Genomic DNA, 26,903 nt, shown 5'->3' on the forward strand with positions numbered 1-26,903 from the left:
TCCCAGGCCTCGCGCTGGGCCTCGCGCAGCGCCGCCGCCGCGCCCTGCCCCCGCGCCAGGTGCCGGTAGTAGCGCTCCAGCAGCTCCGCGGCCTCGGCGTCGCGCAGGGGCCACAGGCTGGCCACCACGGCTCTCGCGCCTGATTCGAAGAAGGCCCTCGCGAGGCTCAGCACGCCCTCCCCCGCGAGCAGCGCTCCGGAGGCGCCCCGGCAGCTGGACAGCACCACCAGCGCGTCCCGCAGCCGCAGCTCCGCGATCTCCCGGGGCTGGAGCAGGCCGTCCTCTCCCGCCGCGCCCGGGGCCAGCACCAGGGCGGAGCGCTCGGGGGATTCGACGTCCACGACCGCGTGCGCGGCCACGTGGAGGATGCGCATCGCGTCCCACCGGGAGGCCTTGAGGGCGTGCTCGGACGCTTCCGCGCCCATGAGCAACCGGGGCTTCACGGCCGTGTGCTCCAGGGACTCGCTCACGGTGCGGCCCTCACGCCGCGCCTCCGGCAGCGCGCCCAGGCTCGCGGTCTCCAGGAACACGCCGCCTCTCGCGCTGGCCACCTTCGGGCCTTGAAGGGCTTCACCCCGGTCCGGATCCGCCAGGACCAGGGCCTCGCCTTCCGGTGGCTGCGCGGGCTGGGCGCGCCAGTGGTGGAGGAGGCTCGCGGAGGGAACTCGCGCCAGTTCGTAGCGGGCCATCAGTGGCGGGCCGTCCGCGTGCTCCCGCAGCGCGGCGAACGGCAGGTCGTGCAGCGGACCATCCGGGACGAGCAGCAGGCGTGACACCTTCGACGGCAGGTCCCGCAGCGCGGGCGCCAGGAGTTGCGAGTACAGCGCCGCGGCGGCTCCGGACTCCGAACCGTCACGGCGCTCGATGAGGCCTGACAGGAGCGCCACCGCGGGACGCAACCGTGCGCGCTCCGGGATGCGGTACGCGCGCGTGCCCTCGCGGGTCACCGCCAGCACCCACGCGCCTCCCGCGCGCTCGCCCTGGATGTCATGGTCCGTGCCCGCGAGGAAGACGAGCAGTGCCTCCTCTTCTCCCAGGTGCTGCTCGGTCGCGGAGAGCGACGCGAATGACAGCTCCGCGCTCTGGCCGCTCGAACGCTGCTCCTGCCGTGGCTCCGTCTCGGAGCGCGACGCGCCGGCAGGCTCCAATCGCTGCCCGTGCTCCCGGCGTTGCTCGGCCACGGTGAGCGATGCGAAAGGAGGCTCCATGCGCCAGGTCGCGGGTCTCAGCTCGCGCTCGCGGCGCTCCAACTCCTGAAGCTCTCCCAGCAGCCGGGTGCGCTCGGACGCGGTCAGCGCTGGATTCAGCAGCCTCCGCTGGGTGGCTGAAATTCCGCGCAGCACGCCGTCCCGCGCCTTGCGTTGCTCTGGAGGCTCCTTTTGCGCCGGGAGCGCCCGCGAGGCCACCAACGTCTCGAACAACGTCCTCGCCCGCAGGCGCTCGCTCACCGCGAAGGCTCTCTCCAGCGCTTCGCGGGGTGGCACGGCGGAGGCCTCTCCCGCCTCCAGCGTCCGGCCCGCGAGCCGGTGATAGTCACTGGCCCAGCCGGAGAAGAGCTCCGCCTGGCTCGTGGCATCCCGCTGCCACTGGCGCAGCACCTCCACCGCGGCGAGCGCGCGCTCCGCCTCGTCCAGCGCCTCCGGCAACGGCCGCGTGCGGAAGGCCACCATCGACCGCGCACGCCACGCGGAGGCGAGATAGAGCGGGTTGTCGTGCTCGGCGGCCAGGGACAGCGCTTCGTCCACGTCGCGCCACGCGGCGGCCGCGTCCACCGCCGAGCGGCGTTCGGCGCGCGTCCACAGACAGGAGATGCGCCGCTCCGGCAGGCCCGTCTCCCGGGCGATGTCGATGCAGCGGCCCAGTGCGTCCTCCGCTTCGCGCCGCTCCTCCGGCCCGTCACTCAGCAACTCCCCCAACAGGCGCAGCGCCATCGCCTCGAAGGCCTTGCTGCCCGCGCGCTCGGAGGCCGCGAGCGCCTCCCGCGCGAGCCGCAACAGCTCCGGCTGGCCTCCCGGTTCGGGACGCTCCTCCTGCCGCCGCCAGGCGAGGTTCGCGAGCGCGAAGCGGACACGCGCTTCCGTGCCCGCGTCCTTCGTGCGCTCCGCCAGCTCCGCGAGCCGCGCGAAAATGGCCCGCGCCTCGTCGAAGCGCCCCAGGTTCACGCTCACCGTGGCCAGGGGGCTGAGCAGCTGCTTCTTCATGCCGTCCGTGCCGTCCGGGAACGTCAGGGACTCCGCGCGCTTGAGCAGGCGGTAGGCGCGGCCCAGGTCCTGGCCCAGGTCGGACAGCTCGGCCGCCTCCAGGATGAGCGCGCGCACCTCCAACTTCGGATCCCCGGAGGCCCGGGCCACCTCGCCCACCCGCAGGACCCACTGGTGCGCCTCCTCCGTCTGGCCGCGCATCCCCAGCACGCTGCGCAGGTTGATGCCGGCCATCACCTCCCCCTCCGCGTCCCCCTGCTCGCGGAAGGCGAGCGCCGCGCGGCGGTAGGACGCCTCCGCCAGCGCGGGCTCGGACAACAGCTCCATGTGCCCGAGCACCAGCGTGAGCCACGGACGGTCCGGGTGCCGCGCGATGAGGCCCTGGAGCCTGCGCCGGGCCTCGTCACGCCCTGGGAGCCCCTGGGCGTTCCGGAAGAAGCACATCGCCGCGTCGGAGCCCTCCGGGTGGGCGGCGAAGGCCTCCTCGCACCTTGCGAGCGCGGAGGGCGCCGGAGGGGCGGCGGCCCGCGCGGGGGCGCACAGGGCCAGCCCCACCCCCAGGGTGAAGCCGCCCAGCCGCCCCACGCGCTGTCGCCGCGCGCCGGTCACATCAGGACTCCTCGGTCTCCACCCAGCATTTCCCCATGGTGACAGGCTCCGGCATGGTTGTGACGGGGTCCTGGGCATCCTTGGGAGGGAACTCGCAGACAAGGTGCCCGGTCGGCGGCGGCTCCCCCAGCCCTTCCCGCGTGAGGATCAGGTCGCCGCCGGACAGCTGCTCGGCGTCCTTCGGCATGAGGAGCTGCGCGCGGACCCCGGCGGAAGAAGGGGCCCTGGCGCTCACCCGCAGGGGCGCGGTCAGGCTCGCGATTCCCGTGACGCTCGCGAGCACGGCGCCGTGTTCATCCAGGATGCGCAGGGTCATGGGCACCGGGGCCCCCCCGCGCATCGGAACCGCGTCCACGGTGGCCTCCACCGTGTCACGCGCGGCCCCCGCCAGCGAATCCGTGGTGATGACCCAGCTGTCCTGCGCGGGTGCCGCCTGCGCCGCCGCCGTGACGCCCCACAGCAGCGCCATCACGGACAGCGCGCGCACCCATCCCCTGCGAATGTGGATCGTCTTCATACATCCCCCTCTGCTTGTCATTGAGCCACCGGCCTGGCCCAAGTGGTGCGGCACTCACCGCACCCGGTTCACGAACGTACTGCCGCGCTGAACGCTTCCATCCGGAAGCCGCGCTTCCACCTGCCACAGCACACGTGCTCCGGAGGGCAGCTCCGCGAGCACGTCCGCAGGCACCGTGTATTCGCGCGACTCCAGCCGCTCCGCGCGATGGAACACCTTCAGGTCCTCCGACGACACCTGCACGCTCCAGGACACCGCCTGGGGCACTCCGCTCCAGCGCAGCTCGAACCGCTCACGCGGGAGCGCGGTGGCCTCCGGCACCCGCGAGGCGATGACCTCCGCCGTGCCTCCGCGGATCCGCGTGGGGTCCACCTGCGCCTGCTGCTGCCGCACCACCACGACCGCGCCCACCAGCACCACCACCGTCGCCGCCATCGCGGCCATCGCCTGCCGCCCCTGCCAGGAGCGCCGGGCGGTCAGCGGCACCACCTTCGCGGGCGCCTCCACGCGTGCCGCCGGCACCTCCGCCTTTACCTCCGGAGCCCCCCGCTCCGCCTCCGCCGCTGCCTGCGACATCGCCTTCGCCAACCGCCACGCCTGCGCCCACGCGGGATCCGCCGCGACGCGCTCGATGACCGCCCGGCGCTCCTCCGCCGGAAGCTCCTGCCTCACCGCGCGCCAGACGAGGTCCGCGTCCACCGGCTCCCCTGGCGCGTCATCCTCACGCAGCGCCGTGCGCAGCCGCTCCACCCCCTCGGCCTCCAGCGTGTCATCCCCGGGACGGCGTTCGCTCACGGCTGGATTCCCTTCGAGGAGAGACACGCGCGCAGCGCGCTCAGCCCCCGGTAGATGAGGTTCTCCGTCCGCTTGGCCTCCCACCCCAGCAGCTCCGCGGCCTCCGGAACGGTGTGTCCCTGCAGGTGCAGCGTCACGGCGAGGCGGCGGTCCTGCACCAGCCCCTGAAGACAGTCCCTCACGGCCCGCGCAATCTGCGCGGCCCCCGCCGCGCGCTCCGGGTCTCCCGGCGCCACCGGCTGCTGGGGCCCCTCCGCCACCTCCTCCAACGCCACCTCCTTGCGAGCCCCCGTCCGGCGAAGCTCGTCGATGAGCGTCGTGTACGCCACCCGGTACAGGTACGCGGGGGTCAGCTCCGCGCGGCCCGGGGCGCGGCCGCGCAGCTCCACCACCTTCATCATCGCGACCTGCAACAGGTCGTCCCGCCGGTCCGCGAGCGACGCGGGGCAGACGCTCGCGAGCGCCCTGCCCAGGTCACGCCGCAGCGTCTCCAACCCTGCGTCCGGGGATGCACCCGCCCAGGGGCCGTGTCGCAGCTCCAAGATGCCTCCCCCCTTCCGCGAAGGGCGCCGAGCGTCGGTTGAACGAACGCATCATCGGCGGTTGGGAGAAGCCGGGCAATCCGCGAAAATTCCCTCGCGTTACCGGAGGTTCATCTCCCAGGCAATCAGCCGCAGGTCGCCGCCGCCGCCCGAGCCCGTCGTCAGGCGCACGGCGGTGAGGATGAAGCGGGTGCCCACGGCGGTGGCCGTGGCGGCCAGGCCGGACACGATGGCGCCCGCGCGCTCCTTGCCGCTGCGGTGCACCTTGCCCTCCAGGATGTCGCGCACGCTGTTGCCGGGAAAGGCATACGTCTGCGCGGACGCGCTCACGCCCAGGGTGGTGCAGGCCAGGGCGGTGAACCGGAACACGGAACGGAAGCGCGCGGACGGTGACATGGGGCTGCTCCTTGGGAGTGGCGCCTTTCGCGCCTGCCCTCACAAAACGGAACTGCCCCTTTCTTCCCCTCACCCCCGCCGCGCGTTTTTTCGCCTCGCGCCTCAGTGCGGCGCCGGTCCCAGTCCGGCCGGCTCCACGTGCCCCTCGGCCTGCCCGGGCCGCGCGTGCATCAGCACGTCGATGCGCAGCCGGAGCCAGTCCATGCCGCGAGGCCCGTCATAGTCATGCGCGGAGAAGTAGGTCGTCACCGTGCCCGCGCGCAGCATGAAGCGCGCCTCGCGCCGTTGATACGTGACGCGGAAGCCCTTCGTGCGGCCCACCTCCACCAGGTCCCGCGTCATCGCCTTCGCCTGCCGCTCCGCTTCTTCCGCCCAATCCGAAGACATGGTGCTGCCCTCCATGAATTGCGTTCGCGCTACCCGGTCACCACCGGCAGCGACAGTTCGAAGCGCGTGCCCGCGGATGACGTCGACGCCACCTCCAGCGCGCCGCCATGCGCCTCCGCGATGCGCCGCGCGAGGTACAGGCCAATGCCCAGGCCCGTGGAGCCGGGCCCCCGCATGAAGCGCTCGAAGAGCGTGGGCATCAGCTCCGAGGGAATGCCCGGCCCCTGGTCGCTCACCGTCACGCACACCCCGGGCCCCTCCGGACGGTCCCGCGCCTCCAGCGTGACGTCCACGGGCTGCCCCGGCGGCGAGTGCTTGAGCGCGTTCGCCACCAGGTTCTCCAGCAACTGCCGCACGCGGTCTGGATCCGCCACCGTCACGAACTCCTCGGGGCCCGTGAAGCGCACCGGGTGCGCGGGGGTGCTCGCGGTGGTGGCCAGTTCCCGCACCAGCCCCGAGAGGTCCATGGGCTGGGGGCGCAGGCTGAACAGGCCCTGCTCCAGGCGCCCCACGTCCAGCAGGTCGTTGATGAGCCGCGTGAGGGAGCGCAGCGACGCGGCCGCGCCCATCGCGTCCCGCAGGTCCTCCGGCTCCTGCTTGCGCGTGGCCCGCCGCTGGATGAGCTGGATGCGGGCCTGGAGCGGCAGCAGGTGGTTGGCCATGTCGTGCGCGAGCACGGTGATGAGCTCCTCGGCCGCCTTGCGGCGGGCCTGCTTCACCGCCAGCTTCGTCAGCTCCTGCACCAGCTCCACGCGGTGGGCCACCATGCCCACCCAGCGCGCCACGGCCTGGAGGAAGCGCAGGTCCTTGTCGGTGAAGAAGTCATTGCGCGCCGACGACACGGCCAGCACGCCTCGCGTCTCGTCGCCAATGGGCAGGGGCACCATCAGGGCGGAGCGCACCCCCAGCCGGTGCTTGATGCCGGGCAGCTCCTCCGGGTCCTCCTCCACACGGCCGGAGATGAAGGGGGCTTCCGTCTCGTACACCTGGACCGCGCGCCCGCCATTGGCCAGGGGCATCCGGTCCAGTCCCAGCGCCTTCTGCAGGTGGCCCATGGGCGTCTGGCTCGTGCCCACCGCGACCAGGGTCTGACTGCTGTGCTCGATGAGGAAGACGTCCACCTTGTCGGCGTTCAACAGCTCGGAGATGAGCTGGCTCGCGGTGTCCAGCGTGGGCCGCAGCTCGGCTGCCGGGAGGGCCAGCAGTTGTTCCAGCGCCCGCAGCCGGGGCTCCTCCCATCCCACCTGCATCCCTGATTTGGCGTCGTTCACGCGACTACGGTGGGGATGGCTTTTGTCCGGGTCTCCGGTGCGCCTGAACCGCCCGCCCCCCTGCCCGCACGTCAGGCGTTCAGACCATGCCGCCGTTGGCGCGCAGGACCTGGCCGTTGATCCACCCGCCCTCCGGGCCCGCGAGGAACGCGACGGACGCGGCGATGTCCTCCGGCGTGCCCAGGCGCTCCAGCGGGTTGAGCTTCGCCATGCGCTCCACCAGCTCCGGGGACTTGCCGTCGAAGAAGAGCTCCGTGGCGGTGGGGCCCGGCGCCACGCCGCCGAACGCCTCGGCCGCCGCGTCGAACATCCGGGGGAACGCGGTGGGGTCCGCGACGTCCGCCTGGAAGCTCAGGGCCCGTCCGCCCGCCGCTTCAATCCGGCGCACCACGGCCCGCGCCGCGTCGTGGTTGCCCGCGTAGTTGACGAGGACGTGGAAGCCATCGCGCGCGAGCCGCTCCGCCACCGCGGCGCCGATGCCGCGCGAGCCGCCCGTCACGAGGGCCGTCTTCTGCTGCTGCCAGGTCTGGGTCGTCATGGGGTCCTCTCCTTGAAGTGAGGACAAGCCGGTTCGACGCCATGAAGGCCTTCACGCGCATCGTGGAGCGCCGGAGCTTCACGCAGGCCGCGAAGGACCTGGGGCTGCCGCGCTCGTCGGTGACGGACGCGGTGAAGCAGCTGGAGGAGCGGCTGGGCTTGGGCCTCATCCAGGCGCCGCGCTACCGCCTGGAGGAGGACTTCGGGCGCGGGACGCGGGTGCCCGTGCTGGCCCAGCATCCACCGACGCCCACGCCCGTGTCCCTGATGTACCCGCGCAACCGCCAGCTGTCCCCGCGCGTGCGCGTCTTCATCGACTGGGTGTCGCGGGTCTTCGCCGGGTCGTGAGACTCAGCGCAGCCTCAAGCCCTTGGGCCGGGCCTGCAGCCGGTCCACGTAGGCCTCCAGCTTCGGCCGCCCCGTCGAGCCGCCCAGCATGCGCTGGTAGATGAACATGGAGCCAATCATCACGTCCGCGGCGGTGAACCAGTCACCGAAGAGGTAGGGGCCGTCCCCCAGCTCGCGCTCCACTGCGTCCAGCGTCTGCGAGTACTCCGTCCATCCGCGCTGCGGCAGCGTGGGGGCCTTGGCCATGTGGTCGCCCATGGACGGCTCCAGCTGCGACGTCGAGTACACCATCAGCGACAGGTACCGGCCGCGCTCGGGCGCATCCACCGCGGGCGCCAGCTTCGCCTGCGGGTACTTGTCCGCGATGTAGAGACAGAGGGCGGCGTTCTCGAACACGCGCGCATCACCGTCCACCAGCGCGGGCAGCTTGCCGGCCGGGTTCACCTTCAAGAACTCCGGCGACTTCTGCTCGCGCTTCTCCAGGTCGATGGGGACGATTTCGTAGTCGACCCCCGCCTCGTCGAGCATCCACTTGCCAATGACAGCCCGGCTGCGCGGATTGAAATAGAGCTTCATGCAGGCACCTCTCCTGAATCAGGGAGCGGCCTGCGCCCCCAGCTTCTGGAGCGCGGCCGCCGCGTTGGCGTTCTTCGGGTCCAGCTCCACGGCCTTACTGTAGTTCACGCGCGCCTGCTGTTTGTCTCCGACCGCGAGGCAGGCCTCCCCCAGACTGTCGTAGACGTTGCCCACCTTCGGGAACATCTCCACGTTGAGCTTGAAGATTTCCACGGCATCCGCCGCGCGGCCCTTGCGGAGCAGCTGGTAGCCCAGGCCATTGAGCTCCCCGTCGGAGAAGTCATACGCGTCCGGCTTCGAGGCCTTCAGCTCGCGGTAGCGCGCGACGGTCTTCGCGACGGGCTCCTTTTCGGCCGTCGTGCTCAGCAGCTCCCGGATGCCCATGCGGGGCGCCTTGGGCGGGATGCCGTGGAGTACGCTCAGGAGGCCCGCGGACAGCTCCACCAGCTTGTCGCCGCGCGACGTGTTGTCCAGGAGGATGACCACCTCCCTGCCCGCCGGCACGCGGTAGATGCGCGAGCTGAACCCGTTGATGCCGCCGCTGTGGGTGATGGTGGGCAGCTCCGTCTTGCCGTCGTCCAGCTTCAGCGGGTTCACGAAGAACCCGAAGCCGTAGTTCTCCAGGCCGGGCGTGAACATCTTCTGCTTCAGCGCCTCCGGCAGCAGCTTGTTCTCATAGAGCGCGCGGTCCCAGCGGTAGAGGTCCTCCACCGTCGAGTACAGCGACCCGGCCGCGTACGGCAGGGACATGTCCAGGTAGTCCGCGTGGACATAGCCGTCCGGCGTGAGCTCATGGCCGCTGGCGCGCTTGGGCAGCACCGTGGCGGTGACGTCGTAGCCGGAGTCCTTCATGCCCAGCGGCGTGAAGATGCGCTCCTGCACCGCCTGCGCGTACGTCTTGCCGGTGACGCGCTCGATGATGGCGCCCAGCAGGAAGTAGCCGGAGTTGTTGTATTTGAATTTCGAGCCGGGCTCGAACTCCAGGTCCCCGCTGGCGAACTGCTTCACGAAGTCCGCGACGGCGTAGGGGTTGCGAGACACCTTGGGGAAGAAGTCCGGCGAGCCCGTGTAGCTGGGGATGCCGGACGTGTGGTTGAGCAGCTGGGCGACGGTGACGCGCGCACCCGTGTCCTTGCGGTAGTCCGGCAGCGCCGACACCAGCGTGTCGTCGAGCTTGAGCTTCCCCTCCGCGACCAGCTGGAGGATGACCATGGCGGTGAACTGCTTGGTCACGGACGCGATGCGGAACTTCGTGTCCGGCGTGTTGGGCACGTTCCATTCGAAGTTGGCCAGGCCGTAGGCCTTCTTCAGGACGACGCCCTTGTCATTGGCCACGAGCACCGCGCCATTGAACTGGCGCAGCTGGTGGTACTGCGTCACCAGCCTGTCCAGCTCCTGCTGGCGCGTCGCGGCACCAGAGATGACAGGGAGGAGCAACAAGGCCACGGCCAGGAAGCGCAACGGACTCCGGTTCATTCGGTCTCTCCCACGCACCAGCCTACCTACGTCCCGCTGGCGGGGCGATTGCATCCTCAGGCGGTGGCGAAGCGGCGGAAGAACCAGCGGTTGAGCCCCATGGCGCAGGCCAGGTACAGCACCACCAGCCCGCCCAGGGACGCGAGGATGGCGGGCGGCGGCGGCACGAAGCCGAAGGAGGGGCCCAGCGGCGTGAAGGGCAGCGCGCAGGCCACCGCCACCACGCCCAGCGACGACAGCACCAGCAGCCGCGCGGGACGGCTGCGCGCCGCGCCACCCCGGGTGCGGATGATGAAGATGACCAGCACCTGCGTGGTCAGCGACTCCATGAACCAGCCCGTCTGGAAGAGCGGCGCCCCGGCGTGGAAGCCGTGCAGCAGCACCGTGAACGTCGCCGCGTCGAAGAGCGAGCTGAGCGTGCCGAACACCGCCATGTAGAGGCGCACGAAGCGCAGGTCCCAGCGCGTGGGCCGCGACAGCTGCTCCGCGTCCACCGTGTCCAGCGGGATGGCCAGCTCCGACACGTCGTACAGCATGTTGTTGAGGAGGATCTGGATGGGCAGCATGGGCAGGAACGGCAGCACCAGCGACGCCAGGGCCATGCTCAGCATGTTGCCGAAGTTGGAGCTGGTCCCCATGCGGATGTACTTCATGACGTTGCCGAAGGTGCGCCGCCCCTCCTGGACGCCGTCGTGCAGGACGCCCAGCTCCTGGCGCAACAGCAGCAGCGCCGCGGCCTCGCGCGCGACGTCCGCCGCGCCCGCGACGGAGATGCCCACGTCCGCCTCGTGCAAGGACGGCGCGTCGTTGATGCCGTCCCCCAGGTAGCCCACCACGTGGCCGCGCTGCCGCAGCGCGCGCAGGATGCGGCTCTTCTGCGCGGGGGACACGCGCGCGAAGACGGTGGTGTCCCGGGCCCGCGCGCGCAGGCCCGGGTCGTCCAGCAGGGCCAGCTCCGCGCCGGTGAGCACGCCGCGCACCTCCAGCCCCAGCTCCTGGCAGACGTGCGCCGCCACCCGCGCGTTGTCGCCCGTCACCACCTTCACCGCGACGCCCGCCTCGCGCAGCGCCGCCAGCGCGGGCCGGGCGCTCTGCTTGGGCGGGTCCAGGAAGGAGGCGAAGCCCGCGAAGACGAGGCCCGTCTCGTCCTCCGGCGACAGCCCTTCGCGCTGGACCGGCGCGTCCCGCCAGGCGAGCCCCAGCACCCGGAAGCCCTGCGCGCCCAGGGCGTCGGCGCGGGCCTGCAGGGCCTCGCGCGCGGGCACGTCCAGGGCTCGGGGTGGCCCCTCCGGGGCTTCGCAGGCTTCGCAACAGGACAGCAGGGCTTCCGGCGCGCCCTTCACCACCAGGACGCGGCGGCCGTCCTTCTCCAGCAGCACGGACACGCGGCGGCGCTCGAAGTCGAAGGGCAGCTCGTCCTCCTTGCGCCAGCCCTGCGTGCACGCCACGCGCCGGGCCAGGATGGCCTCGTCCATGGGGCTGCGCAGGCCGGTGGCGAAGTGGCTGTTGAGGAAGGCCCACGCGAGGGTGCGCTCGCTGTGCTGGGAGGTGGCGTCCTCGGTGCGCGCCAGCCGGATGTTCGCCTCCGTGAGCGTGCCCGTCTTGTCGGTGCACAGCACGTCCATGCAGCCCAGGTCGTGCACCGCGCTCAGCCGCTTGACGATGACCCCCTGGTCCGCGAGCCGCAGGGCGCCCCGGGCGAGCGTCACCGAGACCACCATGGGCAGCAGCTCCGGCGTGAGCCCCACCGCCAGGGCCATGGCGAAGAGGAAGGACTCCAGCAGCGGACGCGCCAGGGTCAGGTTCACCAGGAGCACGAACAGCACCATCAGGACCGTGAGCCGCATCAACATCGCGGAGAAGTGGTGCGTTTCCTTCTCGAAGGCGGTGGAGGCGACGGGCGCGGACAGCCCCCGGGCGATGCCGCCGACCTCCGTCTCGCAGCCGGTGGCGAACACGAGCGCGCGGCCCGTGCCCCCCAGCACCGACGTCCCGGCGAAGACGGTGTTGCCCACGTCCGCGAGCGGCGCGTCCGAGGGCGCGAGCCCCGGCGCCTTCTCCACGGGGTAGGGCTCGCCGGTGAGCAGCGATTCGTTCACGGACAGCGCGTGGGACTCCAGGACGCGCGCGTCCGCGGGGACGCGGCTGCCGGTGGCCAGCAGGACCACGTCCCCGGGGACCAGCCGCGTGGCGGGCACCTCCTGTTCCACGCCGTCGCGCAGCACGCGGGCGCGCAGGGCCACGGCGCCGCGCAGGCGCTCCGCCGCGTTGCTGGCCCGGTGCTCCTGCACGAAGTCCAGCGTCACGCTGATCAACACGATGACGGCGATGATGGCGGAGCTGGTCAGGTCGTGGACCACGGCCGAGATGCCGCACGCCACCAGCAGCACCAGCACCAGCGGGTTGCCCAGCCGCAGCAGCAGCTCCAGGGGCAGCGGCCGGCGGCGCCGGGACTCCAGGTCATTGGGGCCCAGGGACTCCAGCAGCGCCCCGGCCTCCTGGGAGGACAGCCCCTGGAGCGAGGTGCCCAGCCGGGCGCATAGCGACTCCACCGGCTCGCTCCAGGCGGGCGAAGCACGCGCCACGGGCCTGGCTCCCCGGTTGCTCGAGCGTCCACCGCCCATCCTCGCAACGTGCGCAGTGCCCTCCCGGGAGACCAGTCACCGGGGAGGGGCGCGGCGCTCGGAGGGACGGCCCCGCGCCCTAGCTGGCGTTGTCGCCCTTCTTGAACGAGAGGACCGCCGCCGCGTCCAGCGCCTGGAGGAAGCGGATCGCCAGCGGCACGGCCACGCGGCCTCCCACGCCGCCACCTTCGACGAACACCGCGAAGCCGATGCCGTCACGGACGCCGACGAACCACGCATGCGTCGGAGGCGGCACGGCCGTGCCGAACTCCGCCGTGCCTGTCTTGCCCTTGAGCCCCGGGATGTGGGCGGCGGACTTCGCCGTGCCGTCCGTCACCACCGCGCGCATCAGCTCGCGGAGCGCTTGAGTCGTGCCGGGGACCAGCCGTGACTCCGGGCCTGTGTCCGCGTCCGCCAGGAGGCTCGGCGCATGCCAGACGCCGGTGTCCGCCGCCGACACGACGGTGGCCATGTGCAGCGGCGTCACCAGCACGCGGCCCTGCCCCATGGCGTCCGCCGCGAGCTCGGCGTCGTCCTTCGGTGGAGGGAAGGTGGCGCCGGGGGACGGCAGGCCCACGTCGTAGGACACGCCGAAGCCGAAGCGCCGGGCCGCGTCCTCCAGCGCGTGCGGGGGCAGCTTCTCCGACAGCTGGATGAACGTCGTGTTGCACGACAGCGCGAACGCCCGGCGCAGCGTGGTGGGTCCCAGGACCTCGGACTCGAAGTTGCGGAAGCGCTTGCGGCCCACCGTCACCTCCAGGGGACACTCGACGCGCGAGTCCGGCTTCAGGCCGCTGGCGAGCAGCGCCTCGGAGGTCACCAGCTTGAACGTGGAGGCCGGGGGATAGCGTCCCACCAGCGCGCGGTGCCATCCCTCCCCCAGCGGCCTGCTGGCCATGGCCAGCACGTGGCCCGTGGCCGTGTCCACCGCGACCACCGCGGCGGGAAAGGTGACGTCCACGAGCGCCGCCTCCGCCGCCGCCTGCACGTCCCTGCGCAGCGTGGTGCGGACGTCGCGGCCCGGCTCACCGTCGAAGCGGTAGAGCAGGTCGCTGCCGCCGGAGCGGTGAAGGAGGCGCACCTCACCGGAGGGGCGTCCCGCCAGCGTCCGCTCCTGCGTTCGCTCCAGGCCGGACAGGCCCACCACGTCTCCGGGTTGGTAGGGCATGCCCAGGGCCTGGAGCGCCTCCGCGGTCACCTCGCCCACGCGGCCCAGCGTGTGCGCGGCGAAGCCCTCCGCGGGGCTGAGGCGCGCGGGCTTCTTGCGGAAGAAGATGCCGGGCACCGGCGCGAGCACGCCTCGCACCTGTTGATAGCGTTCCTGGCGCACGTCGATGAACGCGAGGAACTGTTCGGGTTGCGCGTTCGCGGCGTTGAGCGCGGCGAGCACCCTGGCGGGGTCCACGCCGAGCTGCGCCTGGAGCACGCTGGCCACGGCCGCGCGGTCCTTCACGCGGCCCGGCATGACGCCGACGCGGATGACCTCTCCCGGGACGGTGAGCGAGTCCCCGTTCGCGTCCAGCAGCGCGGCGCGAGGCCCCCACGTCCGCGTGCGGCCGAAGCGGTCTCCGGGCCGCGCGTCGGGGTGGAACACCTCCGGCGTCCAGAGCAGGCCCCAGCGCTTGCCCCGGAGCACGAAGCGCAGCCGGGACTCCACCTCCCAGTCCCCCAGCCCCCGCAGCGTGTGCACGCCGATGAACCGCACCACCGCCGTGGTGGCGCCCTGGGACTCGAGCTGGGGCGGCTCGAAGCGCGAGGCCACGACGCCCAGCTCCTGCCTCCAGCGCGCCTGCTGCGCGTCGTAGTCCTGGGGCGCGTCCACGAGCACGCGGCGCTGCGCCTCCACGTCGTTGCGAGCCCAGGCGTCCAGGTACTGGAGGGCCAGGCCCTCGGGGCCCGAGGGCACCGTGGGCGCGGGCACCGGAGGCACCGTGGGCCTCACGGTCTTCGGCGCGCACGCGGGAAGCAGCAACAGGAGCCAGAGCCCCACCCAGGAAATGACCGCCCGTCCGTACACGCGTCCCCCTGTACCGCGCCCCGCGCGCCGAGGCGAACATCCGGCGCTCGCATCCACCGGCACGCACGCGCAGCGTGGATCAGCGGACGGTCTGCTCCTGGGTCTTGCTCGCGCCGTCGCCCGTCGCCGTGACGGTCAGCGGGCCGGCCGTCGCGGCGCGGAGGTAGAAGATGCCCTCGCGCTGCGGGTTCTTGAGGCTGACCACCGTCACGGGCGCATCCGAGCAATCCGGCAGCAGGTGGAACGTGGCGCCTGGGTCCGTCGCGGCCAGCGCCACCTCCGGCACGGACAGCGGGGCCAGGTTGCCCACCAGGTCCCAGCCCTGCACCACCAGCGCCTCCGAGCACGTCCCCACGTCCAGCGTCCGCGCCGGCGTGGCGAAGCCCACCTGACGCTCGTCGCCTTGCGCCGCCACGTCCATGGCGATGGCGTTGCTCGGATACACCGCCTCGTCGTACCCGTCACCGCTGATGCGGTTGAGGCTGATGAGGTTCGCGGTCCCGTTGTCGGAGATGGCGGCCTGATAGGAGCCCGTCAGGTCCGTCTTGGTCAGCGTGTTGCCAATCACCTGGAGGTTCTGGGAGCCGGGGGGCGGCGTGAAGTCGAGGTCCATCGCCTGCAAGAGGCTGACGCCGACGTCGTTCTCCTCCAGCACGTTGTCCTCGATGCGCAGGTCGTGGCACAGCTCGCGGCCCGCGCCGTAGTACGGACCGCCGAACACCAGGATGCCGGAGCCATAGTCCCGCTCGAAGATGTACGCGTTGCCCCGCACCTGGTTGCCCATCACCTGTCCGGAGACGCCGTGCGCGAGCTGGATGCCGACGCGCGCGATGCGGTCCGTGGGCCCCAGCCCGTCGATGACGTTGTCCTCCACCGTCGCCACCACGCGGCCCAGCACCACCACGCCCGCCTTCTGGTAGCCCGTCAGCTGGTTGCCCCGGACGGTCACCGCCACCGGCGTGGCGCCCGCCGCGAGGTTGCGCACGTCGATGGCGAAGCCCTCCTGGCAGCCGCCGAAGTTGCCCGCCTGGCTCAGGTCCTCCACGACCGTGTCCTCGATGGTCCCGCTCGCGCCCTCCAGCAGGATGCCGCGCAGCCGATCCGCCTCCCCGTCACACACGTCCGACAGGTTGCGCGCCGTCACCGTGACGTCGCGCACGTTCGCCACCGTGCCCCGGTTGCGCAGCACGGCGCCCTTGTAGTGGTCCCCGGCCCCGTCCTCGGACGCGGTCAGCGTGTGCCCGGCGCCGTTCAACGTGTAGCCGTCCGGGATGAACATCGCGCTCTGGACCACGCAGTCCTCGCGCAGCGTCACCTGGCCGGGCGTCAGCGTGACAGGGCACGGGGACTCACCCGGGCCGCAGCGCCGGCCGGCCCACGCCACGGAGAAGGAATGCCGCGTGCTGGCGCCAGAGGCGTTCGTCACCACCAGCTCCACGGTGGGCGTCACGTCCGCCGGCAGGCAGGAGAGCTCCGTCCAGTCCACGCTGCTCGACGCGCCATCGCTCACCGGCGTGCCGAGCGCCCCCACGTTCGACGTCCAGGCGAACGTCATCGCCTCGCCGCTCGGGTCCGTCACGTTCACCACGCTGAACGTCACGCGTTCGCCCGCGAGCGCGCTGTTCGCTGACTGCGACACGGTGGTGATGACCGGGGGCGCGTCCGCGCGCACGCACAGGTTCACGAGCTGCTCCGTGCTGCCACCGAAGCCGTCCGTCACGGCGCCCTTCAGCTGGCAGCCGCAGTCCGTGGGCTCCGCCGTCGGAGTGAAGGCGGGAGTGGCCAGCGTGACGTCATCGAAGGTGCCCTCGCAGCTCGCGCTCCAGGCATACGTCAGCACCTCCTGGGGGCCGTCCTCGTCCGTCACCGTCGCCTGGACCTGGAAGCGGCTGCCCAGCATCACCTGCTGGGGTGCCCCTGCATCGGAGGGGATGGGGGCGCGGTTGGCGAAGGTGTCCCCCAGCCACGCGGGCCCGCGCACCGTGCCCACGGCGATGCGGAACTGGAGCGTGGACACCGCGCCTCGCGCGTCCGTGACCCGCAGGCCGATCAACGCGCCCTTCTTGCGAGAATCGGCGTCCTCGGGGAGGGCGGCCGTCCACTTGCACGACGCCTCCGTGCAGTCGAGCACGCCCGAGGAGGCGGTCCAGGCGTAGGTGAGCGCGTCTGAATCCGGGTCACTCGCGTGCGCGAGCAGGTCCACCGTCGCGCCATCCTCGACGATCGCGTTCGGTCCGGTCACCGCGAGGATGTGCGGCGCATGGTTCGCCACCGCGGGAGGCGTGCCCCGGGGCTCGGGCACCATGACCGCGAGCGCTTCGCCATACCGGGGGACCCGCACGCCCCGCAGCTCCACGAAGGCCCCGATGGTGTCCGGCGAGTCCGTGACGTCCGCACTCAGGTAGACGTCCTCCCCGGAAACATTCGGCCTCAAGCTGCCAGCCCAGACGTGGTCACCCTCCGGGTCTTGCGTCAGCGTCTCGTACGCCCCGCCGCGAGACGCGGGGATGGCACTCACGCCGACGGACCGGGCAACCACCGAGCGGGGCGCCGCGACCACGACCCGCACGCCACCGGCCAGCGGCGCCGTGAAGGCGGGGTCCTCCTCCACGCAACCGACCGAGGTCAGCAACAACAACCCCACGAGGTGCAACGCATGGGCGGGCTTCAGGGTCACGGCATCCTCGGGGGAAGAAGGACGGAGCGGGAACGATACCGGGGGATTCCCACACGTCCAATCCACGGGGAGCCCGGGCCCCGTGCGCCGTCCAATGCCTGCCAATGCTCCGCGACCCGAGGGCCGGTGCTACGGGAATCCTTGCTCGGCGCTGTACTGCTCGACAGGCCCTGACAACGGAGTCCTCTCCCGGGCGTTCGCGCCGCCCTCCCGCCGCATGGTCCCGGGCCGCGTCGCGGTGATGGGGTCCACCGCGTGCATCCGTCCAAGCCCCGCAGGCCCCAGCCCTGGCCCATCCGGCTCGCCCACTGGGCCAACGTGCCGCTGCTCGCCATCCTCGCGGCCAGCGGGTTGCAGATCCTCGTCGCGTATCCGCGCATGGGACCTCGCGGGCGGCCCTTCGCGCTCTACCCCTTCCAGGACGCCATGCCTCCCTCGTGGATGCGCCTGGGTGACTGGCTCGCGGGAGCGCGCAGCTGGCACTTCGCGTTCGGCTGGTTCCTGGCCCTCAACGGGCTCGTGTACGTGCTCTACCTTGCCCTCAGCGGAGAGTGGCGCCGCCGTCTGTTCCTCCCTCGCCGCGACACGCGCGATGCCGTGGCCACGCTCGCTTATTACCTGCGGCTGCGCCCCGCGCCCGCGCAAACGGGCCTCTACAACGGGCTCCAGCGGCTGGCCTACACCACGGCGCTGATCATGGGCGTGCTGTCCGTCCTGTCCGGCCTCGCCATCTACAAGCCCGTGCAGCTCCAGTGGCTCACGAGGCTCTTTGGTGGCTACGACCCCGCGCGCTTCGTGCACCTGCTGCTGCTCGCGCTGTTCGCGTTCTTCACCGTGGGCCACGTCGTCCTCGTCGCCCTGCACCCGCGCACCTTCGGGGAGATGATCACCGGCGGGAGGCGACCCGATGCCCCCTGAGCGCATCCTCACCCGCCGCCGCGTCCTGCTGGGCGCCGCCGCGCTCGCCACCAGCGCCTGCGATTCCCAACGTCCGCGCGAGGGCTTCCTGGGCGTCATGGACCGCTTCAACGAGCGCGCCCAGTCCGCCCTCTTCCACCCCAACCGGCTCGCCCCCGAGGAGCCCGTCGGACAGCTCACCCCGCCCGGCGACTTTCCCCACTACTTCCTCTCCGACACCGTGCCCCTGGCCCCCGAGGGCTGGCGGCTGGACGTCGGAGGACTCGTGGCCCGGCCGCGCGCCTTCACGCTGGAGGAGCTGCAGCGGCTGCCCCGGACGGACTACCGGATCCGCCACCACTGCGTGGAGGGCTGGAGCGCCGTGGCGTCATGGCACGGCGTGCGCGTCAGCGACCTGGCGCAGGCCGTGGGCGCGGATCCGCGCGCGGGGTTCGTGGAGTTCCGCTCGTTCGACCAGGGCTATTACTCGTCCTGGGACGCGCCTGGCGCGCTGCACCCGCAGACCGTGCTCGCGTACGGCATGAACGGCGCGCCGCTCATCCCCGGGCACGGGGCGCCCCTGCGCCTCTATTCGGGCGTGAAGCTGGGCTACAAGATGGTGAAGTACCTCACCACCGTGCGCTTCCTCCCGGAGGCCACGGGGGGCACCTGGGAGGACCGCGGCTACGAGTGGTTCGCCGGCGTCTAGCGCTTGGGGCTCACGACGCCCGGCAGGAACGGCGTGAAGCCGCGTTTGCGCAGGCTCTCGCGCTCGGCGAGCATGGCCGCCAGGGCCGCCTCGCGGTTGGGGTAGTGGTTCACGGCGGCGCCGTTGATGACGCCGCTGGTGCCAATGTACATGAGCGTCATCTCGTCACCGCCGTAGCGGTACGAGCGGTGCGTGTTGCGCTCCAGCACCTCGCGGCGCACCTTGCCGAAGGTGCGCCCCGCCGTGTGGCGGACGACGAGCCCATCCAGGTTGATGAGCAGGTCCACGCGGCCGTTGAATTTCGCGAACTGCGCCTCCACCTCGTCCCGCCAGCGGAACACGTCCTCGTCCGTGACGAGGATGCAGTCGGTGAAGTGCGCGGTGACGACGTCGTGCTCGGCGTCGCGCTCGAACGACATACTCCAAGCCATGGCACGTCCTCCTTCAGGCCTGCGCGGCGTTGCCCGCGAGGAACGCCGACACCAGCGCGGCCGTCTCCGCCGGACGCTCCACCTGGGGGTAGTGCCCCGGCCCCGGCAGGTGCGTCATGCGCGCGTTGCGGATGAGCCCCACCACCGCCTGCTTGAGGAACATGGGCGGCAGGAACGGATCATCCGTGGCCACCACCAGCGTGGGCGCGGTGATGGCGGACAGCCGGTCCGCGAACCCGCCCGCCGTCCAGGAATCGAAGCACTGCTCGATGGCGTCCCTGGACACCGCGCCCGAGTCCTTCAGCAGGGCCTCCAGCGACTCCGGCGACAGCTGCTTGCAGGCCAGGCCCAGGATGGTCTTCTGCTTCTCGCGGTCCCCCGCGGAGGTGCGGAACAGCCCGGCCGCGTCCGGAGGCAGCGGCAGGCCGGCCGCGGGCACGGTGTTGAGCAGCACCAGCCCGGTGACGCGCGAGGGCGCATCCGCCGCCACCCACTTGGCGATCTGCCCGCCCATGCTGTGGCCCACCAGGGCGAAGCGCTGCGCCTTCGCGTGGTCCGCCACCGCCACCACGTCCTGGGCGTACTGCGCCAGCGTGTACCCCGACGCCGGGCGGCCGGACGCCCCGGTGCCCCGGTGGTCCGGGACGATGAGGCGAAGGCCCGTCAGGTCCAGCTTCTCCAGCATCGGGTCCCACACCGCGCCGGACACCATCCACCCGTGCACCAGCACCACGTCGCGAGGACCGTCCCCGAACACCCGGTAGTGCAGGGGTGTTCCATCCGTCGCGGTCGTCGTGGGCATGGGGGCTGTCCTCTTCGGGGGGAAAGACTGAGAAGTCACGTCTTGCAGGGGACGCGTAGCAAGCCACGATTGGGGCGTGGCCGTCCACCTGCTCGGGGGTTGCCTGACGGTCCGAGGAGCGGGCTGTCCTGACGGGTAGGTGCTCGGGGACGGAATGAAGGGTGGGAGAGGGTGCGCGGTTTGCGGCAGACTCGGGCGCGTCATGACGGATGGACGCGACGGGACGGCGGGAGCGAAGCGCACGGTGTACTGCGAGGACGCGCTCGCGTGGCTGGAGGCACGGCCGGTGCTGGAGGGGTGCTCGGTGGTGGCGTCGATGCCGGACGTCTCCGAGTTCCCCCAGCTCACGGTGCCGCAGTGGAAGGACTGGTTCGTGGGGGCGGCGGCGAAGGTGTTGTCGCGGGTGCCGGCGGACGGGGTGGCGGTGTTCTACCAGTCGGACGTGAAGAAGGACGGGGCCTGGGTGGACAAGGGCTACCTGGTGTCGAAGGCGGCGGAGGCGCAGGGATTCGACACGCTCTGGCACAAGGTGGTGTGCCGCAGGGCGCCGGGGACGGTGACGTTCGGCAGGCCGGCGTACTCGCACCTGCTGTGTTTCAGCCGGGGGTTGAAGGCGGACGCGGCGAAGTCCACGGCGGACGTGTTGCCGGACCCCGGCGAGGTGACATGGACGCGAGGCATGGGGCTCAACGCATGCCTGGTGGCGTGCCGCTTCATCCTGGAGCAGACGCGGACGCGAACGGTGGTGGACCCCTTCTGCGGCCACGGCACCGCGCTCGCGGTGGCCAACGCGCTGGGTCTGGACGCGGTGGGCGTGGAGCTGAGCCGCAAGCGAGCACGCCGCGCGAGGAACCTCCAGGCGGCGTGGACGGGCGGAAAGCTGGTGCTCTCCAGCGCGGCCGGCGACGACGGGGAAGAGCCGTCGCCGGAGTGACGGCTCAGGCCGCTTGCGCCCCCGCGAGCGCCTGGGCCACGTCCTTCTCCAGCTGCGTCAGGAAGGTCTCGAACAGGCGCTCCTCCAGCGCGAGCGCGGGCTCCAGCGTCACGCCCGCCTTCTCCAGGCGCTGCATGCAGGCGTCCTCGATGGCGCGGCGGTGTGACTGTTCCTCCACCACCACGCGCCCCAGCTCCTCGCGAACCACCGCGTGCCGCGTGGCCGCCTTGTAGAGCGGATAGAGCACCATCGCCCGGCGCTCCACCACCGCCGTCGTGAGCAGGTACTGGAGGTACACGTCCGGCGTCCCCGTCACCGACGTCACCCACTCCGCCAGCTGCCGGTCCAGTGACTGGAACCACGCCGCCGCAGCTTCCACGCTCAGGAACTCCGTCACGTCCTCGCGGCCCGCCACCTCACACGCCAGCCGCTTGAACGTGAACGCATGGCGCGTCTCGTCCGCCAGGTGCCCCAGCACCTCCAACGACGGATGCCGGTCCGCCACCGTGCGCGAAATCTTCCGCGCACCAATGAACTCCAGCAGCGACACCGTGTGCAGCCACCGCACTTCCAACTCCGCAGATTGAGCCAGCTGCCGCAACACCGCCTGGATTCTGTCACGCATGGTGCGCCCCTCTATCGCGCCCCGCACGTACAGACTGGGGAAATCCTCAAGGGCCCCCGTGCCGCCCCGTCAGCCCTCCAGGGCAAGATCTGCGGTCGACTGCCAGCCAGCCGCCTGCGATCGAAAACCGTTACGGAGAAGCTGCGGACACCCCGGCCATCACAAGTAACTTCACGAAGTTGCGACGAGAGCCAGGACGCCCAGGGTCTTACCACCCGATCGCAGCCCATCCTCGGACGCCGTCCAATTCAACTTCCGCTTCACACGCTGCTTCACATTCAATCATCGGACATCTAGTTTGGTCTGCATGAGCAACGCCTGGGACCCGCTTGTCGCAAGCCCCCCCAAGGAGGTGCCCCTTAGGGACGCCCCTCTCGTCCGAGTCATTGCCCAACTGCGCTTCCCAGAGATCTTGCGAGTCGAGCAACGCGACTTCATCGCCCCTTTTCAAGAGGCACTACGTGCCATCTACCCCGTACTCCGACAAGGTCAGGCGCAGGAGATGCTCTTCGACCTGCATACGCCCGGCGTGTTGTCCGAGAAGCAGCGGATCGTATGGCGCTTCAGCGATGTCGAGGACAACTGGAGAGTTTCCCTGGCCTCTGACTTCCTCGCTCTCGAAACGACGAAATACACGAGCCGACTCGACTTCCTCGCTCGACTGCGGACGACAGTCGACGCAGTGGCTGTTCACTTAGCACCCAAGCTTATCGACCGGATTGGCGTCCGCTACATCGACCGGATCATTGGGAGCGATGTCGACAACATCGCGAAGCTGGTACATCCAGAGGTTCGCGGCATCATAGGTTCTGCCGTGGCGACCCACGCAGCGCACACCATTTCAGAGTCGTTGTTTCGGCTCTCGGATTCTCAGGTGCTCGCACGGTGGGGGCAACTGCCGCCAGGAGCCACTATTGATCCTGCGGCGATTGAACCCGCGAAAGAGAAGAGCTGGATTCTCGATCTCGACATGTTCAGCACGGCGCCACTGCCCTTCTCAACCGAACAGGTTCTCTCGAACGTCCAGCGTTATGCAGAGCGCATCTACACCTTGTTTCGCTGGGCTGTGACGGACGATTTCCTTCGGCGTTATGGAGGCACGCCATGATCGGCTTAGGAAGGGCCTCGTCATTCGACTCGACATCCGCCGCAGGTGCCATGCGGATGCTTCAGAGCCGGGACCAGATGTGGGTTGGCCTCATGCTCGCGGGCCTGAGTACGTCCAGCACCTATGTTTTTCCGTCCGAGACAATGCTGCGTCCGCCTCTCCCGGTGGAGCAGACCACCACAGGAATATCTCTTGTTGCCGAAAACCGCGTTGGTCCTGCCATCGCAGAACTACGCCGGTTGAGTGGCTTGACCTGGGAACAGCTCGCGCGTCTGTTTGCCGTGAACCGGCGCTCCCTTCACTTCTGGGCAAGCGGCAAGGAGATGACCTCAAGCAATGAGGAGCATCTTCTCCGGCTTCTCGCCGTAGTTCGCACGGTTGACCGCGGTTCGGCTAGTGCCAATAGAGAGGCACTATTCGAAGTCCATGAGGGGAATCCATTGCCCTTCGACCTGCTAGCGGCGAGGCAGTATGAGCAGGCCATCACGCTCCTCGGCAGAGGTAAGGAACGACGCACGCGTGTGCCCAGCCTCTCTGCCGAAGTGATGAAGACGAGAGCCCCCCGTCCCCCCGAGGAGCAAGTCGACGCACTCCAGGACCGAGTTCACGCGACCAGTGGTCGATTGCTTGCATCGAAGGCTGTGAGAGCGCCTCGGAGGAAATGATTGCCCGCGCCACTTTCGCCTAGCGCTCCTGAAGTCATGGAGATTGATGCCGCGCTTCAGCATTGGCGGCAGGGCGATCTTGCGCTTGATGAACGGTGGTTCATCCACGCAGGAGACTCGGCTGTGGCCTTGACCGACGCCTCCGCAGGAGCAGCCGAGGAGGGTTTACAGGCGCTGATTTCGGAAACAGAAGGCTTGGCTGTCGTCACACAGACCTGCGACATCGTTCGGACGTGCACAGATCGCCCCTTCGTTGAGGTTGCTCCATTGGTACGGCTGAACGAAGCCACGCTTCTGGACGTACAACGGGGCCGTCGCCCAGCACTGGCTACGATGCCTGCCATGGTTTCCAAAGGGCTTGCCGTCGACCTCGATCGCATCATGACGGTCGAAAAGTCATTGGTGGCAAAATGGCAGCGCACTCCTGGCTGCTCTTCGGACGCAGAGATTCGGTCATTCGCTCAGGCGCTCGCGCGCAAGCGAGAGCGCTTTGCGTTCCCAGATGACTTCAATGCCTTCGCCAAGAAGCTTCAGAGCAGGCTTATCGGTAAGCACGAGAAAGAAACCGATGAAGGGAGAGCTTTGCGCGCGCTTCGCGAGATCCGCGTCCAGGCTGCGCCAGATTGGAACGCAACCTTCGTAACACTGTTTTTCTGGTTCATCCGCGATGCCGCCAGCCCTTTCTTCGAAGGGAAGAATTGGGCGGAGCTACTCGACGGATGGCTCGCGCTGGTGCCGGCAGGGGGCAGGTTCACCGTCGTTGCTGGACAGGTTGCTACTCTCGCAGATCTCACAGGAGAGGACTACGTCGGGAGCGATCCTCTCGACCTTGACCACCTCTCGGCTTGAGCACCCATCCGTGCGGAGCCGGGTGACATCGCGCTCCTCGTCTTTGACGCTCCACCTGCAGCCAGCGCTCGTCTTTCTCGGACGTATTCCGGCAACTCTGTCCGCCAAGCCAAGCGCATCAGTGTGCCGAGCGAGGCATCAGGTCCTTCGTCCCATCTAACAGTTCTTGAAGTCTCCCAAGCACTGTCGCGCGGGACAGGAGCCCTTCCCCACCCTGGCCGGGAAGCCAGGGACGGCGGACTGGCCAACAGTGTCCGTGTCCTCGCGTTTGACCGGGAGGCCGCAACCGCCGTTTGCTTCCCTTCAAGTCGAGGGCTGCGCCTGGTGCCGGGGGGTTGACCAGCATGCGTCCACATCGCGGAGACCTGCATCCGTCCGGGCACCGTCCTGCCCGCGCCGCGCCATTGCACTCCCGCACCGGAGCGCGCGCATGAAGTCCCCGCCCGCCTCCTCCTGCCTGGGCGTCACCACCTTCCGCCGCTGGATGCGCGCCCAGGACGCGGGCCGGCTCCTCGCGTCCCTGCGCGTGCGCTCCGTCGCGGGCTTCCTCCTGCGAGGCTCCGCGCTCGTGGGAGCCACCGCGTGGGCCCCCGGCGTCCACGCCTTCTTCGCCGTGCCCCTCACGCCCGCGCTCGCGTGCTTCCTGCCCTGCGCCGTCCACCGCGTCGCCTTCGCCTTCGTGCACGCGCGCCGTGGACGCGTGGCCGCGTGGGGCTGGCTCACGTGGCTGCCCGGCCTGGCGCTGGAGCACTTCTTCCTCGCGAGCCTCACGGCGCTCGCCGCGCTCCCCGGCGCATTCCTCCTGGGCGTGCTGCTCATCGGAACCTCCGCCGTGCACGGCCGGCGCTACCGGGTGACGTGGCGCGAGCCCTTCCTGATGGTGGGCACGCTCGGGGCCCTGCTGGGCGCGGCGGCCCTGGGGTGGCACGCGCCAAACGGGCGGCTGCTCACCCTCGTGGGCCCCGCCGCCGTGGTCGCGCAGCTGTACGTGGGCTCGCTCGCCGTGCGCTACGACCAGGCCCGCGCGGACGCGGACCGCCTGCGCGCCGCCGTGCACGCGCAGCTGGTGGAACAGCAGGAGCGCGACGTGGGCCGCCTCACCCAGGCCATGGCCGAAATCCTCGGCCACCACCAGGGCATGGACCAGGCGCTGCACGAAGCCGGCACCGCCGCGGACATGCTGAAGGCCTTCGGCACGCAGCGCGGCGGGCTCGCGCGCTCCGGCTTCGACGACCAGGCCCGCCAGCTCCAGGACAGCCTGCGCCAGCTCCAGGAGATGGTGAGGGAGGTCCGCGCCAAGAGCCGCCGCTTCGCCGGCACCGACCCGGAGGCCGTGGACCTGGGCGGGGTGTTGGAATCCGTGCAGGCCCAGGTGTCCCTGCGCTTCCCGGACGTGGACATCCACGTGGAGCTGGAGCCGCCCCGCCCTCCTCGCGCGCTCGTGCGCGGCGGACCGCTCACGCTGCGCCGGGTGGTGGAGAACCTGGTTGTCAACGCATGCGAGGGCAATGGCGAACAGGGCGCGTCCCGGGTCTTCATCCGGGCTCGCACCGAACCGCTCAGCGGCCGCCTGGAGGTGGTGATCGAGGACGACGGACCCGGCTTCCCCCCGGAGCGCCTCAACGCGCCCGCGGAGGAGCTCTACACGACCAAGTCCCAGGGCACGGGGCTGGGCCTCTACACCAGCGAGTGCCTGCTCCGCGCCAGCGGCGGCCTGCTGCACCGGCACAACGGACCGGGCGGCGGCGCCCTGCTCCGCATCCTGCTGCCCCGGGAGTACCCATGAAGCCCCTCAGCGCCCTCATCCCGATGGTGTCCTCGCCCCTCGCGCGCGGGAGGGATGCGAACGAAGCCGTGGCCCCGGCCCCGCTCACGCCGTTCGACGTGCGGACGTACCATGAAGCCCTCGCCGCGCGCGGACTCGCCCGCCAGGGTCCGGGGCCCCGCGTGTACGGCCACACGGGGCTGGTGGACCGGCTGCCTCCGCCCGGCACGCCGGGCCCGGAGCTGCGCGAGTGCCTGAGGCGTTCACAGGAGGCGCTGCTCGCGGAGCTGGCGCGCGCCATGGGCCCCTTCCCGGACGGCGGCGAGGTGCTGGACGTGGGCAGCGTGCTGGGCGGCAGCGCGCTGTACTGGGCCCAGGAGCACCGCGCCCGGGTGACGGCGCTGCTGGCCGTGCCCTCGCACCTGGAGCAGGTGCGCCGCTTCGCGCACGAAGCCGGCCTGGGCGCGCACGTGCAGGCCCGGCTGTGCACGGGAGAGCCGCCCCGGCCCCGCGAGTGCTACGACGCCGTCATCGCCGTGGAGAACACCTGCGCCCTGCCCCGCGCGGAGTGGCTGCGCGGCGTGCACGCCCGGCTCAAGCCCGGCGGCGTGCTGGCCGTCGCGGACTGCTTCTGGGTGCGAGCCAACGCGATGCACCCGTCCGAGGACGCGTGGAGCCGGCACCTGGGCAGCGTGAACGCGTTCCTCGCCGACGCGCACGAAGCCGGCCTGGAGCTGGAGGCCCACGACGACGTGTCCGCGAGGGCGGTGGGCTTCTGGACGCTGAGCTCGGAGCTGCGCGTCCACGAGCACCTGGCCCGCGCCCCCGAGGACGCTCGCGGTCTGCGCGCCGCGCTCAACGCCGTGCGCGCCGAGTCGCGCCGCGAGCACCTGTGGCTGCAACAGGGCCTGCTGGATGGAGGCCTGGAGTACGCGCTGCTCGTGCTGCGCCGCGAGGGTTGAGCCGTCATCACATTCGACCGGCCAGCCCTGCGGGCCCCTGCCCCACAGGCCGGGGCGTGAGCGGCCCGGCGGCGCGGAGCCTCCGGACGATGTCCTCGCGCCGTCCCACCCCCAGCCTTGGGTTCGTCACACCAACACGGGGGATCAGACATGAATGGCTTCACGCGATGGATGGTGCTGGGG

At 70.9% G+C, this 26,903-nt stretch carries 24 protein-coding genes; 8 read left to right on the top strand and 16 right to left on the bottom strand.

The annotated features are described in order from the left end of the window. The 8 genes from D7X55_RS10225 to D7X55_RS10260 form a co-directional block, all read right to left on the bottom strand. A partial coding sequence (locus D7X55_RS10225) for a CHAT domain-containing protein (RefSeq protein WP_407921764.1) occupies positions 1–2,645 on the bottom strand: 2,645 nt, incomplete at its 3' end. 166 nt (positions 2,646–2,811) lie between these two features. Next, positions 2,812–3,327, bottom strand: coding sequence for a hypothetical protein (locus D7X55_RS10230; RefSeq protein WP_147470070.1), 516 nt, complete (start codon positions 3,325–3,327; stop codon positions 2,812–2,814). Positions 3,328–3,381: 54 nt separating this feature from the next. Then, positions 3,382–4,122, bottom strand: a complete 741-nt coding sequence (locus tag D7X55_RS10235; protein ID WP_121722951.1) for a hypothetical protein — start codon at positions 4,120–4,122, stop codon at positions 3,382–3,384. Then, positions 4,119–4,664 (bottom strand): RNA polymerase sigma factor, encoded by a 546-nt coding sequence (locus tag D7X55_RS10240; RefSeq protein WP_121722952.1) that lies wholly within the window; start codon positions 4,662–4,664, stop codon positions 4,119–4,121. The genes D7X55_RS10235 and D7X55_RS10240 overlap by 4 nt, the downstream gene beginning before the upstream one ends. A 99-nt stretch (positions 4,665–4,763) precedes the next feature. Continuing rightward, positions 4,764–5,060 (bottom strand): hypothetical protein, encoded by a 297-nt coding sequence (locus D7X55_RS44130; protein ID WP_199746920.1) that lies wholly within the window; start codon positions 5,058–5,060, stop codon positions 4,764–4,766. A 102-nt stretch (positions 5,061–5,162) separates the two neighbouring features. Then, a complete protein-coding gene (locus D7X55_RS10250; protein WP_121722953.1) occupies positions 5,163–5,447 on the bottom strand; it encodes a hypothetical protein in 285 nt (94 codons plus the stop codon). Positions 5,448–5,476: 29 nt separating this feature from the next. Continuing rightward, a complete protein-coding gene (locus D7X55_RS10255; protein ID WP_121722954.1) occupies positions 5,477–6,697 on the bottom strand; it encodes a GAF domain-containing sensor histidine kinase in 1,221 nt (406 codons plus the stop codon). 100 nt (positions 6,698–6,797) lie between these two features. Continuing rightward, on the bottom strand, positions 6,798–7,256 hold the full coding sequence (locus tag D7X55_RS10260; protein WP_121722955.1) for an SDR family oxidoreductase: 459 nt from the start codon (positions 7,254–7,256) through the stop codon (positions 6,798–6,800). 41 nt (positions 7,257–7,297) lie between these two features. Here D7X55_RS10260 and D7X55_RS10265 point away from each other — a divergent pair, with 41 nt between their 5' ends. Continuing rightward, a complete protein-coding gene (locus tag D7X55_RS10265) occupies positions 7,298–7,603 on the top strand; it encodes a LysR family transcriptional regulator (RefSeq protein ID WP_120549193.1) in 306 nt (101 codons plus the stop codon). 3 nt (positions 7,604–7,606) lie between these two features. Here the strand turns inward: D7X55_RS10265 and D7X55_RS10270 are convergent, their stop codons facing one another. The 5 genes from D7X55_RS10270 to D7X55_RS10290 form a co-directional block, all read right to left on the bottom strand. Beyond that, positions 7,607–8,179 (bottom strand): glutathione S-transferase family protein, encoded by a 573-nt coding sequence (locus D7X55_RS10270; RefSeq protein ID WP_121722956.1) that lies wholly within the window; start codon positions 8,177–8,179, stop codon positions 7,607–7,609. Between the two features lie 18 nt (positions 8,180–8,197). Further along, the gene (locus D7X55_RS10275; RefSeq protein WP_121722957.1) at positions 8,198–9,655 is read right to left on the bottom strand and encodes a serine hydrolase; all 1,458 of its coding nucleotides are present in this window, start codon (positions 9,653–9,655) and stop codon (positions 8,198–8,200) included. Positions 9,656–9,711: 56 nt separating this feature from the next. Continuing rightward, entirely contained in the window at positions 9,712–12,240 is a 2,529-nt protein-coding gene (mgtA, locus tag D7X55_RS10280) for a magnesium-translocating P-type ATPase (RefSeq protein WP_233609772.1), read from the bottom strand. Positions 12,241–12,358: 118 nt separating this feature from the next. Continuing rightward, positions 12,359–14,269, bottom strand: a complete 1,911-nt coding sequence (locus D7X55_RS10285) for a penicillin-binding transpeptidase domain-containing protein (protein ID WP_233609773.1) — start codon at positions 14,267–14,269, stop codon at positions 12,359–12,361. A 106-nt stretch (positions 14,270–14,375) separates the two neighbouring features. After that, a complete protein-coding gene (locus D7X55_RS10290) occupies positions 14,376–16,973 on the bottom strand; it encodes a right-handed parallel beta-helix repeat-containing protein (RefSeq protein WP_147470071.1) in 2,598 nt (865 codons plus the stop codon). 255 nt (positions 16,974–17,228) lie between these two features. Between D7X55_RS10290 and D7X55_RS10295 the strand changes: the two genes are divergently transcribed. Together D7X55_RS10295 and D7X55_RS10300 are read left to right on the top strand one after the other, a co-directional pair. Continuing rightward, entirely contained in the window at positions 17,229–17,891 is a 663-nt protein-coding gene (locus tag D7X55_RS10295; protein ID WP_120549199.1) for a cytochrome b/b6 domain-containing protein, read from the top strand. Next, a complete protein-coding gene (locus tag D7X55_RS10300) occupies positions 17,881–18,579 on the top strand; it encodes a molybdopterin-dependent oxidoreductase (protein WP_120549200.1) in 699 nt (232 codons plus the stop codon). Before D7X55_RS10295 ends, D7X55_RS10300 begins: the two co-directional genes overlap by 11 nt. Here the strand turns inward: D7X55_RS10300 and D7X55_RS10305 are convergent. Further along, positions 18,576–19,010, bottom strand: coding sequence for a hypothetical protein (locus D7X55_RS10305; protein WP_121722961.1), 435 nt, complete (start codon positions 19,008–19,010; stop codon positions 18,576–18,578). The genes D7X55_RS10300 and D7X55_RS10305 overlap by 4 nt on opposite strands. Positions 19,011–19,023: 13 nt before the next feature. Next, entirely contained in the window at positions 19,024–19,812 is a 789-nt protein-coding gene (locus tag D7X55_RS10310) for an alpha/beta fold hydrolase (RefSeq protein ID WP_121722962.1), read from the bottom strand. Between the two features lie 202 nt (positions 19,813–20,014). On the opposite strand from D7X55_RS10310, the gene D7X55_RS10315 reads away from it, so the two are divergent. Next, on the top strand, positions 20,015–20,746 hold the full coding sequence (locus D7X55_RS10315; protein WP_121722963.1) for an SAM-dependent methyltransferase: 732 nt from the start codon (positions 20,015–20,017) through the stop codon (positions 20,744–20,746). Between the two features lie 4 nt (positions 20,747–20,750). On the opposite strand, the gene D7X55_RS10320 is transcribed toward D7X55_RS10315, so the two are convergent. Then, positions 20,751–21,371 (bottom strand): hypothetical protein, encoded by a 621-nt coding sequence (locus D7X55_RS10320; RefSeq protein ID WP_120549204.1) that lies wholly within the window; start codon positions 21,369–21,371, stop codon positions 20,751–20,753. Between the two features lie 307 nt (positions 21,372–21,678). On the opposite strand from D7X55_RS10320, the gene D7X55_RS10325 reads away from it, so the two are divergent. The 4 genes from D7X55_RS10325 (at position 21,679) to D7X55_RS10340 (ending at position 26,720) form a co-directional block, all read left to right on the top strand. Then, on the top strand, positions 21,679–22,479 hold the full coding sequence (locus tag D7X55_RS10325) for a TIGR04255 family protein (RefSeq protein WP_120549213.1): 801 nt from the start codon (positions 21,679–21,681) through the stop codon (positions 22,477–22,479). A gap of 701 nt (positions 22,480–23,180) precedes the next feature. After that, entirely contained in the window at positions 23,181–23,993 is an 813-nt protein-coding gene (locus D7X55_RS10330; RefSeq protein WP_120549205.1) for a hypothetical protein, read from the top strand. 430 nt (positions 23,994–24,423) lie between these two features. Next, positions 24,424–25,779, top strand: coding sequence for a sensor histidine kinase (locus D7X55_RS10335; RefSeq protein ID WP_121722964.1), 1,356 nt, complete (start codon positions 24,424–24,426; stop codon positions 25,777–25,779). Next, positions 25,776–26,720, top strand: a complete 945-nt coding sequence (locus D7X55_RS10340; protein WP_120549207.1) for a class I SAM-dependent methyltransferase — start codon at positions 25,776–25,778, stop codon at positions 26,718–26,720. The genes D7X55_RS10335 and D7X55_RS10340 overlap by 4 nt, the downstream gene beginning before the upstream one ends. Positions 26,721–26,903: the final 183 nt, after the last annotated feature.

It is taken from the genome of Corallococcus sp. AB049A (genome assembly GCF_003668885.1).
GTDB lineage: Bacteria > Myxococcota > Myxococcia > Myxococcales > Myxococcaceae > Corallococcus > Corallococcus interemptor.